10 protein-coding genes and 1 pseudogene are annotated in these 11,969 nt (G+C 70.4%); 6 read left to right on the forward strand and 5 right to left on the reverse strand.

The window, feature by feature from the left end:
• Positions 1 to 13: 13 nt before the first annotated feature.
• The 4 genes from HWX07_RS04715 to HWX07_RS04730 all read right to left on the reverse strand — a co-directional run bounded on the left by HWX07_RS04715 (position 14) and on the right by HWX07_RS04730 (position 4,094).
• Positions 14 to 880: a CPBP family intramembrane glutamic endopeptidase gene (locus HWX07_RS04715; protein ID WP_175875371.1), complete on the reverse strand. Its 867-nt coding sequence runs from the start codon at positions 878 to 880 to the stop codon at positions 14 to 16.
• Between the two features lie 84 nt (positions 881 to 964).
• Positions 965 to 1,621 (reverse strand): VC0807 family protein, encoded by a 657-nt coding sequence (locus HWX07_RS04720; protein ID WP_175875372.1) that lies wholly within the window; start codon positions 1,619 to 1,621, stop codon positions 965 to 967.
• Between the two features lie 320 nt (positions 1,622 to 1,941).
• On the reverse strand, positions 1,942 to 3,006 hold the full coding sequence (locus HWX07_RS04725) for a 2,3-butanediol dehydrogenase (protein WP_175875482.1): 1,065 nt from the start codon (positions 3,004 to 3,006) through the stop codon (positions 1,942 to 1,944).
• A 347-nt stretch (positions 3,007 to 3,353) separates the two neighbouring features.
• Positions 3,354 to 4,094 (reverse strand): GNAT family N-acetyltransferase, encoded by a 741-nt coding sequence (locus HWX07_RS04730; RefSeq protein WP_175875373.1) that lies wholly within the window; start codon positions 4,092 to 4,094, stop codon positions 3,354 to 3,356.
• 156 nt (positions 4,095 to 4,250) lie between these two features.
• On the opposite strand from HWX07_RS04730, the pseudogene HWX07_RS04735 reads away from it, so the two are divergent.
• A pseudogene (locus HWX07_RS04735) lies at positions 4,251 to 4,530 on the forward strand (MFS transporter); the annotation flags it as partial.
• 40 nt (positions 4,531 to 4,570) lie between these two features.
• Entirely contained in the window at positions 4,571 to 5,053 is a 483-nt protein-coding gene (locus tag HWX07_RS04740) for a DUF3331 domain-containing protein (protein WP_175875374.1), read from the forward strand.
• Positions 5,054 to 5,077: 24 nt separating this feature from the next.
• On the opposite strand, the gene HWX07_RS04745 is transcribed toward HWX07_RS04740, so the two are convergent.
• Positions 5,078 to 6,280 (reverse strand): GNAT family N-acetyltransferase, encoded by a 1,203-nt coding sequence (locus HWX07_RS04745; RefSeq protein ID WP_175875375.1) that lies wholly within the window; start codon positions 6,278 to 6,280, stop codon positions 5,078 to 5,080.
• Positions 6,281 to 6,475: 195 nt separating this feature from the next.
• Between HWX07_RS04745 and HWX07_RS04750 the strand changes: the two genes are divergently transcribed.
• The 4 genes from HWX07_RS04750 to HWX07_RS04765 all read left to right on the forward strand — a co-directional run bounded on the left by HWX07_RS04750 (position 6,476) and on the right by HWX07_RS04765 (position 11,946).
• Positions 6,476 to 7,954, forward strand: coding sequence for a PLP-dependent aminotransferase family protein (locus HWX07_RS04750; protein WP_175875376.1), 1,479 nt, complete (start codon positions 6,476 to 6,478; stop codon positions 7,952 to 7,954).
• 301 nt (positions 7,955 to 8,255) lie between these two features.
• The gene (locus HWX07_RS04755; RefSeq protein WP_175875377.1) at positions 8,256 to 9,833 is read left to right on the forward strand and encodes a trypsin-like peptidase domain-containing protein; all 1,578 of its coding nucleotides are present in this window, start codon (positions 8,256 to 8,258) and stop codon (positions 9,831 to 9,833) included.
• A 235-nt stretch (positions 9,834 to 10,068) separates the two neighbouring features.
• Positions 10,069 to 11,280 carry an MFS transporter gene (locus tag HWX07_RS04760; protein ID WP_175875378.1) on the forward strand — a complete coding sequence of 404 codons (1,212 nt, stop codon included), beginning with the start codon at positions 10,069 to 10,071 and terminating at the stop codon, positions 11,278 to 11,280.
• 126 nt (positions 11,281 to 11,406) lie between these two features.
• Positions 11,407 to 11,946: a DUF4303 domain-containing protein gene (locus tag HWX07_RS04765; protein ID WP_175875379.1), complete on the forward strand. Its 540-nt coding sequence runs from the start codon at positions 11,407 to 11,409 to the stop codon at positions 11,944 to 11,946.
• Positions 11,947 to 11,969 lie beyond the last annotated feature (23 nt).

The following is an 11,969-nucleotide window of genomic DNA, read 5'->3' on the forward strand; positions in this document are numbered from 1 at the left end:
GCCGTCGCCGCGCTCAGCGCGCGGCGGCGAGCATCGGGTAGGTGAACAGGCCGAAGTGGACGACGTTCAGCCCTGCATGCGCGAGCGCGGCGGCGAGCAGGCCGCCGCGCCGCCACGCGAGGCCGTAGCCGACGCCGGCCACCGTGCCGAGCACGATCCATGGCCAGCCGCCCGCTGCGTGCGCGGCGCCGAACAGCACCGCGCCGGCCGCGAGCGCGACCCACGGGCCCCATGAGCAGGCGCCGAACGCGCGGGTCAGCCCGCCTTGCACGTAGCCGCGGAACAGCGCTTCCTCGGCGAGCGTCACCAGCAACAGGTTGTTCGCGAGCCACAACCAGCCCGACGGCGGCCATTTGGGGGCCCAGCCGACCATCCCGAACGCGAGCGCGCCGGCCAGGCACGCAATAGCCGTTGCGACGGCCGCCACCGCGCCGGTGCGCAGTGCGCGCGACAGCGCGACGCCGGGCGCGACCCACGGCAGTGCCCACAACAGCCACAGGCCGACGAGCGGCTTGTCGAAATTCAGGTACATCGTGAACGGCACGGCGTCCGGCGTGAAGCGGATCGGACCGATCACGCGCGGATTGTGGAAGCCGGGAATCAGGTGCAGGCTCAGCGCGATCGCGAGCGCGGCAAAGACGAGGTGCGCGATGATGCGCACCGCGAGCGTGCGCTCGGGCAGCACGCCCCAGCCGGCCGCGATCAGCAGCGCGAGCGGCGCCAGCGTGATCGGCGCGATCTGGCCGAACGCCAGCGCGCCCGCATAGCCGAGCGCGGCGAGGCCGATGCTCAGCCCGTGCAGCGGGCGATGCCACGCGAAGGCGGCGGCCGCGAACAGGGCGAGCCAGATCGTGGCACACGGAAGGAGCGAAAGGGACATGACGAAAACGGATGGGCGGACGAGACGCCGCGCATCATACAGCAGGTGCGGTGACCCGCCGCCCGACAGCCGGCGCGCCGCGCGTCAGCGGCCGGCGGTTTCGGTGACGCCGCCGCGGCCCGGGATGTCGACGCTGTTGCGCACGCGCATCCGCCGCCGGTACCAGAACGTCCACAGCAGCAGGCAGGCAAACACCGTGTAGCCCATGACCGGCGACACGACCAGCACGCGTTCGACCGGCCAGTTGACGACCATCCACCAGCGCAGCAGCATCTCGATGGTCATGATGGCGCCCCACACGAACGTCATCAGCCGCAGCATCTGCCGCAGGCCCGGTTGCGCGTCCCAGACGGCTTCGAAGTGCGCGGCGCCGCCGTCCATCTCGCGGGCCACGGTCGCACGGGCCAGATAGTAGATCAGCGGGCGTTCGCGGAACAGCGACAGCAGGAACACGATGCCGATCGTGCCCGAGCCGATCGATTCGCGCATCAGCAGCGTGCGCGGGCTGCCGCCGAACGCCATGCCGACGATCGACAGCGTGATGCCGAGCAGCACGATGGCCGCCACCGCGTCGACGCGGCGCGAGCGGATGAATTCGACGATCGACCAGATGATCGGCGGAACCGCCGACGCGTACAGCGCGCCGGTTTCGCCGAAATACGGATGCGCGACCCGATAGGCCACCCAGGGCAGCACGAGGTTGACGAAGAGTTCGAGAATCAGTCCGGCTCGCGGTTTCACGATGCGCCATTCCACGCAGGTCGGGGCGAACGTACGTAACGCGTGGTTGCCCCCGGTTGTCCCGAAAAGGGTTCGATTCAGTATATCGAAGAATCGTGCGGGGTTGCGGTGCCGCCTGCCGCGACAGCGATCGGCCGTAGCCGGTACGCGAGTGCATGGTCCGGTAGAGGGATCGGCACACGCGACCGCTGGGCCGGGGTGCGCTGCATGATCGCGTCGTCGCGTCGTCGCGTCGGGGCACGTCGTCGATCGGCATGCGTTCGCGGCGCGCGAGCCTGCGCGGTGCGGCGTGAATCGAAGCCGCGGCCGCGCGTGTACGGTCAGGCGATGGCCGGCTGGACGATGATCTTCACGTTGCGGTCCTTGTGGTTGACCAGTTCCTCGAAGCCGTGCGTGACGATGTCGCCGAGCGCGATGCGCCCGGTGATGAGCGGCTGCACGTCGATGCGGCCGTCGGCGATGAAGCGGATCACGTCCGCGAATTCGCCGTTGTACGCGAGCGAGCCGATCACTTCCTTCTCGGTCGACACGATGTCGAAGAAATTGAACGGCGCCGGTTCCTCGAAGATGCCGACCATCACCGCCTTGCCGGCCTTGCGAATCACGTCGATCGCCAGTTTCGCGGTGGCCGTGTGCCCGATGCATTCGAACGACACGTCGGCGCCGTAGCCCCCGGTCAGCGCCCTGACTTCGGCGATCGCGTCGGACGTCTTCGGATCGATGACGACGCTCGCGCCCACCTCCAGCGCCTTCTGCTTGCGCGCGGCCGACATCTCCAGCGCGATCACGCGCCCGGCACCCGCCGCCTTCGCGCACATGATCGTGCACAGGCCGATCGTGCCCGCGCCGACCACGACGACGGTCTGCCCGACGATGTTGCCGGCCTTCTTCACCGCATGCAGCCCGACCGCGAGCGGTTCGATCAGCGCGCCGGCCTCGGTGGGGAAATTGTCGGGCAGCTTGTACAGCAGTTCGGCCGGCACGTTCACGTATTCGGCGAACGCACCGTTGTTCATCAACCCGGTGAACGCGAGGTTCTCGCAGATGTTGTACAGCCCGTGCCGGCAATACCAGCAGGTGCCGCAGTGCTGGCACGCGTCGGCCGTCACGCGGTCGCCGACCGCGAAGCCCGACACGCCCGCACCGAGCTCGGCGATCTCGCCGCTGAACTCGTGGCCGAGGATGCACTGGCCCTTCAGGCCGGTCAGGGGATGCGGCGCGTCGACCGGGATGAATACCGGCCCGGCGACGTATTCGTGCAGGTCGGAGCCGCAGATGCCGCACCAGTGCACGCGGATCGTGACCCAGCCGGCGGGCGGGCGCTCCGGAACGGGAACCTCTTCGACGCGGATGTCGTGGCGGCCATGCCAGACGGCGGCCTTCATGCTGGATGTGATGTTCGGTGCCGGTGTACTCACGTTGCTGTCTCCGTCAGGTTGTCGTCGGGTGCGCGGCAATGCTGCCGGTGCGCCCGTCGCGCGATTGCGCGATCGACCGGTATGCAGGAACGGGGCCAGCGTGAAGTGCGGCGGTGCGTGGCGCTCGACGGTGCGCGTGGCGTGCGTTGCACCATTTCACTTTCTGCCGACCGGAACGGGTTCGGAACGAATGGGGCGCCGAATTTGCTGCGACAGCGAAACAGCGGGTGACGTGAGACGCCGGGACGTTCGTCTCAGCGCAATGAGACGAATCGCGAGACGAACCGCAACGGGAGGCGTTGCCCGATCCGCGTTCAGGCGAGCACTTCGTCCACGGCAACCGCGGCGAGCGATGTGAATCCGGCGGCACGGTACAGCGGCTGGCCGGCTTCGGTCGAGATGAGCCATACGCGGCGCGCGCCGCGGTGCCGCGCGTGCGCGACGATCGCGGCGAGCAGTTGCGTCGCAAGGCCGCGACGCCGGAAGGCATCCGCCGTTCCGACGCGGTCGACGACGATATCGCGCTGCGACGCGAAGCCGTAGCGCGCGGTGGCCGCGATCTGCCCGTCGAGCCGGTGCGCGAACAGGAACGCGGCCGGATTCGGCTGGAACGGCGGGAAGGCGCCGCTGGCGTTGAACGCGCCGATCGCGTCCGGCGTGTCGCAGGCGAGTGCTTGCGCGAGTACGCCGTCACCGGACAGCCCGTCGATATCCGCGGCCATGAAGTGCTCGTCGGTCAGCCGGCGCGTCCTGCCGTGTAGCGCGGGCGGCAGCGGTGCCACGCCGTAGCGCGTGATCCACGCGCCGACGGCAAACGGGCCGGCGGCGGACACGGGCGCCCCCTCGATCATGAAATGCTCGAAAGGCCGGCCCATCGCGCCGTCGAACTGCACGACATGGCCGTCCCGGCCGTCGTGCAGCGGCGCGTCGCGCCGGTCGCGCGCGGCGCAGTATCCGGCGATGAAGGTGCGCACGGCCGCTTTGCGGCGGGGGAAATCGGACCACGCTTCGTCGAGCGGGAACAGCGTGGCCGGTGCGGGGGAGGCGGTCGGCATGCGTAGGGGCGCGGCGTTGTCGGGGGAAGCCGACAGCTTAGATCAGGATGCCGTCGCTTGCCGCGAGGCCATTGTCACCATCGCCGAAACGGATCGTTGCGCCCGCTACCCCTTTACTTGAAGTTAACTTCAATTTGTATCATGTTCGTCGGTCCGATTGCGGTCGGGTTCGCGCTCTCGGCCATGGCTGGGATGCTGGCCGCGACGAGCCTCGCGTGCGCGCCCGGTGCCGCACCGTCGCTGGCGCTGCTCAGCACCGCCTGGATCGTGCAGGCAACTCTCTCGATCAGGTGATCGGGCCGCTGCCGATCGGCGCGATCGTCGGTGTGTTCGGCTGGTCGGGCGGCATCGGGCCGATGCTCGCGGCCGCCGTCGCCGTCGCCGTCGCCGGCGCGGCGAGCGGCCTGTCCCTGCTGCGCAACCGATGGGCCGGCGCTGCGCCGACGTCGTTCAACCTGCACGGAAATCCGTCAAGCATGCCCAACACCATGGAAAGCCTGATCTGCGAAGAAGACCTGTCATGCGACGTGTCCACGCTCGACGACGGCGATGCGATGTCGTCGCGCGGCGGCGTGGTCGCGCATCCGCTCGTGACGATCGGCCGTGCGCCGATTCCGGAGCACGCGACGGCCGCGGCATCGCCGTTGCGCCCACAACTGTTCGTCACGGTGCTGGAGGCGGGCGATGACGCACTGTTGGTGCGCTGGGTCGAGAGCGGCCGGTGTCATTACGGCGAGCAACGCTGGCGCCTGCGCGTCGCGTTGCAGTCCGGCCGTTGCGCGCTCTCGGGGCAGCCGATCGAGCCGGGCGAACCGGTGTTCCGGCCGGTGCGGCGGCCCGTGCCGGCCAATGGCGACGAGATGATCCGCCCGGCAGCGCTGCCGGGGTTGGACAGTGCGGCGTGCGACGCCACGCCCGAGGCCGGCGACGCACGCCAGCCGGCCGAGGTTCATGGCTGAACCTCGGCCGTCGGGAGGACGACGTTACTGCTTCAGATCGTGCCGGTACTGGATGAAACCGGCGTTGTTCGCGAGCTTGTCGTACAGCGCGCGCGCGGTGATGTTGGTCTCGTGCGTGAGCCAGTACACGCGGCTCGCGCCGGCTTCGCGCGCCCGTTCGTACACGGCCTCGATCAGCGCGCCGCCCGCGCCTTGCCCGCGCGCGTCGGGCGCCGTGTACAGGTCCTGCAGGTAGCAGTACGGCCCTTCGGTCCAGCACGAGCGGTGGTAGATCGCATGGACGATCCCGACCAGCGCACCCGACGCGTCGAACGCGCCGAGCACGAACATCGGCTCGGCGGGGTCCATCAGGCGCGCCCAGGTCGTCGCGAACACCGCGTCGCTCAGCGCGGTGTCATAGAACCTCTGGTAACCCTGCCACAGCGGACGCCATGCGGCTTCGTCGGCGGCGACGAGCGGGCGCACCGTGACGCGCGTTGCGTCGTTCGCGCGACTGGCGGCATCGCGCGCGCTGGCCTGCGCGTGGCGGATCGCGGTGAGCGAATGGCGCTGTTCGCCTTGCGCGTCGAAGTTCTCCGGTGCGAGCCATGCTTCGAACGCGGCGCGCACATCCGGCCATTCGCCGTCGACGATCGAGAACCACGCGGTGTCGCGATTGCGGCCGCGGTAGATGATCGCCTGCCGGAACGTGCCTTCGTAGTGGAAGCCGAGGCGAGCCGCCGCCTTGCGCGACGGCGCATTCAGGTCGTCGCACTTCCATTCGTAGCGCCGGTAGCCGAGCGTGTCGAACGCGTATTTCATCAGCAGGAACTGCGCTTCGGTCGACACCGGCGTGCGCTTGAGCAGCGGCGAGAACGTGACCGAGCCGACCTCGATCACGCCGTTGGCCGGATCGATGCGCATCAGCGCGAGCGTGCCGACCGCGCGGCCCGTGGCGCGGTCGATCACGGTGTAGTGCAGCGGATCGGGGCTCGCCTGCGCGCCGCGCGCGTAGTCGCGGTAGCTGGATTCGTCGGCGTACGGGCCGTGTGCGAGATAGGTCCAGTCGCTGCCGTCGGGCGCTTGTGCGTAGGCGGCATACAGATCGGCGGCGTGGCGCTCGGCGTCGAGCGGCTCGAGCCGGCAGTAGCGGCCTTCGAGCACGATGCGCTCCGGGCGCGGACGCGCGGACCAGTCGGGAACGGGGTGGCCGATGGGTTGCTGGAAAGCGTTGGTGAGCGTGGGCAAGGTCGATCTCGCTTCGGTTGGCGGCCGGCGACATGCCGGCATGCAGACGATCGTAGTCCCGGCGAGGTACCATGAGAAGCGCCAGCGATCGGTAAATTTATGGTGCCACGATCCGGTGCCGCCAGCCGCGCGCCGGTCACCGTGCGACGCTCGCCCGTGCGTCGCGTTCCGACTTTTTCACGCTGCGATGTTCCGATGACGACTGCCTTTCCTGCCGGCGACGCGCCGTTGCTGCCGCTCGATGCGCCGCTGGCGCGCACGCCCGGCGCACCGTCGCTCCAGCGCCAGTTGCTGCGCCGTGTGCGCGACGCGATTCTCGGCGGCGCGATGCCGGCCGGCACGCGGCTGCCCGGCACGCGCGCGCTGGCCGAAACGCTCGGCGTGTCGCGCAATACGACGGCCGCCGTGTACGAGCAGCTCGTCGCCGAAGGCTTCCTGCAATCGGATCGTCGCGGCACGCGGGTCGTCGGGCTGTCGCGGCCCACGCCGCCGCGCCGACGAGCCGCGCCGCCGGCCGTCGCGCAGCGGCTCGGCCGGATTCGTCCGAGCCTCGTCGGCACCGGCGAATCGGAGGGCTTCCGGCCGGGCGTGCCCGCGCTGTCGCATTTCCCGGTGGATGCGTGGCGGCATGCGATCGACCGCGCGTTGCGCCGTGCCGGCCGCGACCTGCTGGCGTACGGCGATCCGCTTGGCGAGCCCGCGTTGCGCGAATCCATCGCGCGCCACCTGGCCGTCACGCGCGGCGTGCGCTGCGACCCGGAGCAGATCGTCATCACCGAAGGCGCGCAAGGAGCGATCGCGCTGTGCGCGCAACTGCTGACGAATCCGGGCGATACGGTGTGGGTCGAGGAGCCCGGCTATCGCGGCGCGCGCACCGCGATGCAGGCGGCCGACCTCGACGTCGTGCCGATGCCGGTCGACGCCGAAGGGCTGCGCGTGGAACCGGACGACTGGCGCGAGCGGACGCCGCGCCTCGTCTATACGACGCCGTCGAACCAGTTCCCGACCGGCGCCGTACTGTCGATCTCGCGCCGGCTCGCGCTGATCGACGCGGCGCGCCGCCATCGCGCGTGGATCATCGAGGACGACTACGACAGCGAATTCCGTCACACCGGCGAGCCGATCGGCGCGATGCACGGGCTCGCGCCCGACTCGCCGGTCGTCTATCTCGGCTCGTTCAGCAAGACGATGTTTCCGGCGCTGCGGATCGGTTTTCTCGTGCTGCCCGATGCGTTGCTGGCCGCCGTGCGGCCGGCGCTGCCGGAGATGCTGCGCGGCGGGACCCGCCACGTGCAGCTCGCGCTTGCCGACTTCATCGAGACGGGCGAGTACGGCCGGCATCTCGGGCGGATGCGCCGGCTGTATCGCGACCGGCGGCGGTTGCTGCTCGCCGCGCTCGAGCGCAGCCTGAGCGTGCCGCACCAGGTCGAGGGCGGCCCGTGCGGGCTGCATCTCGCGCTGCGGCTGCCGGCGCGGTATCGCGATCGCGCGATCGTCGAAGCGGCGCGCGCGCATGGCATCGGGCCGTTTCCGCTGTCGGGTTTCGCGATCGATGCGGCGCGGGCCGGCAACGGGCTCGTGCTCGGTTTCGGCAATACGTCGGCCGATGCGTTCGAGCCGATGTTGCGGATGGTGTCGACGATCGCGGAGCGGGTTGGCGCGGGCGCCGCGTGACGGTATGGTTTCGCGGTCGTTGATGCGCAACAGGCCGATGATCGGCCGTCGACCGCAGATCGCAACGATGCCGGTGACGCGCGCACCGATGCGTGGTGGATGTTCGGATTGACGAACCGCGCACTTTGTTCGAAACGAATGCCCTCGCGGTTCCGCCGCCACGACGCCTCCCGGCATACGGGTTTCGATTCGTATGTTCCGACCGGCGCGTGGGCTATAAATGGTGGGGTGTACCGGTGCTTGTCGGGCGCCTGCGCGTCTCGCGCAGGGGGGCGTCGCGGCTGCCGGGGGAGGTGGCACCGTGGTTTGCCAGACGCTTGCTCGCGCCGTGCTTCGCACCGCGTTGATCGGGGGCGTGTTTGCCGGATGTATGCCGCTGCCCGACGCCGTTGCGGGCACCCTCGCGCCACACGCCGCACCGCCGGCGATGAAGGCGCGGCCACCCGCCGCGCCTTACGCGATGCCGGTCGACTTCCCGGCGATCGTCGAACGTTACGGCCCGGCGGTCGTGACCATCCTGGCCGCCACACCCGATCCGCAAACCGGCGGGCCGGCCTTTGCCGCGCTCGATCCCGACGATCCGCTCGCCGCGTTCTTCCGGCACGGCGCGCCGCCGCCCGCGCAGGGGCCGCAGGCGCTGGCGCCCGATACGGCGCCGCGCGCGGTGTCCGGCAGCGGCTCGGGCTTCATCGTGAGCGCCGATGGCCTGATCCTCACGTCCGCCCATGTGGTCGACGAGGCGACCGACGTGACGGTGCGGCTCACCGACCGCCGCGAATTCAAGGCGACGGTGCTGGCCGTCGATCCGCAAAGCGATGTCGCCGTGCTGCGCGTCGACGCGACGAAGCTGCCGTTCGTGCGCATCGGCGATTCGTCGAAAGTCCGCGCCGGCGAACCGGTGATGACGATCGGTGCGCCGGACGGATCGGGCAACACGGTCACGGCCGGCATCGTCAGCGCGACGGCGCGCCGGTTGCCGGACGGCAGCGCATTCCCGTTCTTCGAGACCGACATCGCACCGAGCCCGGACAACTCCGGCGGCCCTGTGTTCAATCGCGCGGGCGACGTGATCGGCATCGCGGTGCAGGTCTATCCGGGCGCCGACCGCTACGCGAGCACGACGTTCGCCAGCCCGATCGCATTCGCGGCCAAGGTGCGCGCCCAGTTGCGCGCGCAACAGCAGGCGCAGATGCAGGCGCAGCAGGCTCAGGCGCCCGCGCCGGACGCGCCGTCGGCCAATGCGTTCGGCGTCGACGTGCAGGACGTCGGCGTCGGTCTGGCCGCGGCGTTCGGGTTGCCGCGGCCGGCGGGCGCGCTCGTCAACGGCGTCGCGCCCGGCTCGCCGGCCGCCGCGGCCGGCCTGAAGCCCGGCGACGTGATCGTGAAGATGGGCGGCAAGGCGATCGGCCGTTCGGCCGAACTGAATGACCTTGCCGCCGCGCTGCCGCCCGGCGGCAAGGCGCCGCTGCGGGTGATCCGCAACCGTGTGCCGGTAACGCTGACGATCACCGGCGCCGACGACGCGGGCGGCGGTACGGCCGCGACGGTCGGCATGGCCGCGCCGAAAGCCGCCGCGCAGCCGGGGCCGGGCACCGGCGATGCAGGCGACCACGGCGACCGCCTCGGCCTGACGATGCATGCGCTGAGCGACAACGAGCGCCGCTCGACGGGGCTCGCGGTCGGCATGATGGTGGACGCGGTGCACGGCCCGGCCGCGCGCGCCGGCATCCAGCCGGGCGACGTCGTGCTGGAGCTCAACGACACGTTGCTCGAGACGTCGGACGACGTGCAGACGCTCGAAGCGAGCGGCGGCAGCGTGATCGCCGTGCTGATCCAGCGCAACAACGCGCGGAAGTTCGTATCGGTGCGCACGCGTTAGCGCGTTGACGCGGCGGCTGTCGTCCGCCTAACATCGTCGGATATCGCGGGCGGTCCGCCACGTATTCAGGAGCCATTCGGCATGAAAACCACTTGCTTCATCGTAGTCGTCCACAGGCGCAGGGTCCGGTAGCGGCACCGCGCCGGCACCCATGCGCCCCCGACTCGTTCGGGGGCTTTTTTTTGTGTTGCGTGTTGCGCACGGCCATGCGGCGCGTGCGCGGGAGGGCATCCGTTTGTCATCGAACCTGTCGACCGCTTCCGGTCCGGCGTCGCCGCGGCATGCCACGCTGATCGTGCTGTGCGCGTTGTCGGTGCTGCCGTTGAGCCTGTTTCTGCCGTCGCTGCCGGCGATCGTGCGCGACCTGCATACCGACTATGCGCTCGTCGCGCTGTCGCTCGGCGGATATGCGGCGGTGGCCGCGTCGCTCGAATGCGTGACGGGGCCGCTGTCCGACCGGTTCGGGCGGCGGCCGATCGTGCTGACGAGCGTCGCGCTGTTCGCGCTCGGTTCGCTCGGTTGCGCGATGGCGACCGATATCCGCGTGTTTCTCGGCTGCCGGCTGATGCAGGCGGCGATCACATCGGTCTATCCGGTGTCGATGGCGGCGATCCGCGATACCGGCGGCGGCGCGCGCGCGGCGAGCCGGATCGGCTACGCGGCGATGGCGGCCGCGTTCGCGCCGATGCTCGGCCCGACGCTCGGCGGCGCGCTCGACCAGACGGTCGGCTGGCGCGCGAGTTTCTGGTTGCTGGCCGTAGTCGGCACCGCGCTGTTTGCCTGGTGCGTGGGCGATCTCGCCGAAACCCATACGCGTCGGCCGTCGAGCTTCGGGCAGCAGCTTCGCGCGTATCCGGCGCTGCTGCGTGCACGCCGTTTCTGGGCCTATGCGCTGTGCATGGCGTTCTCGACGGGCGCGTTCTATGCGTTCCTGGCCGGCGCGCCGCTCGCCGCGACAACGCTGTTCGGCATCCCGCCCGCGGAGATCGGCTTCTACATGGGGACGATCACGGCCGGTTTCGTCTGCGGCAGCTTTTTGGCCGCGCGGGTCGCGCGCCGCCATGCGCTGGCCACGACGATCCTGTGCGGGCGGCTCGTCGCGTGTGCGGGGCCGCTGATCGGGCTTGCGCTGCTGTTCGGCGGCGTAACCCATGCGCTCGCGTGGTTCGGGCCGTGCGTGCTGGTCGGCATCGGCAATGGGCTGAGCAACCCCGGCGCCCATGCGGGTGCGGTGTCGGTACGCCCGGAACTGGCGGGCAGCGCGTCGGGCTTGGCCGGCGCGATGACGATCGGCGGCGGCGCCGCGCTGTCGTCGCTGACGGGTACGCTGCTGACCCCGCGCAACGCAGGCTACCTGCCGCTCGCGATGATGCTGCTGTCGGCGGCGATCGCACTGGCGGCCGCCGTGTGCGTGCGGGCGTTCGACGGGCAGGACGCCGGCCGGTGAGCGCGGGTGCGCCCCGGTACCGGCGCGCGGCCGAATGACGGACAATCCGCCGCATGCCGGGACACGGCGCACGATCCGCGCACCGCGTGTCCGGGCGAGCGCGAACGGCGACTGGGCGAGGATGCGATGAGCGACTTTTCTGATTTCCAGCGGGACATTGCCGATGCCGCGAGGGCGACCTTCAGGGCGCTGCGGGCGTTGCACCCGGACGAGCATTTCTACGCGTTTGCGTTGTACACCGACAGCGGCGCGATGACGGTGGTGCCGGCAGCCAATACGGTCGAAGGGCTGCGCCGGATGCGCGCGCAACAGGCGGTGGCGGACGACGATCCGTGGTTCGTATGGGGCGTGCCCGAGTGGGCGTACGCGGCGGCCGAGGCCTCGCCGTTCAACGCGATCTGCGGCAGGCTCGCCGACGAGGTGCTGAGCCCGCAGTTCGTCCAGTCGCGCTTCGGGGAATTTTCCCGGCAACTGCATACCGACATGATCGAGGCCTTGCGGCTGCTCGATCGCGACGGCGTGTTCGGCACGGGCGACGACCGGGCAGCCATCACGCTGTTCGTGTCGATCAGCGACGACGACGCGGCCGAGGCGCTGGAAAACGTGTCGGCGAAAGCGCTGAATCCGCCGGCCGTCGCCGACGCGTTCCTGCGCCGCTACGACTGACCGGCAACGCGGTATCGCATGGG

The organism is Burkholderia sp. BCC0097, assembly GCF_902832985.1.
In the GTDB taxonomy this organism is placed as follows: Bacteria; Pseudomonadota; Gammaproteobacteria; order Burkholderiales; family Burkholderiaceae; genus Burkholderia; species Burkholderia orbicola.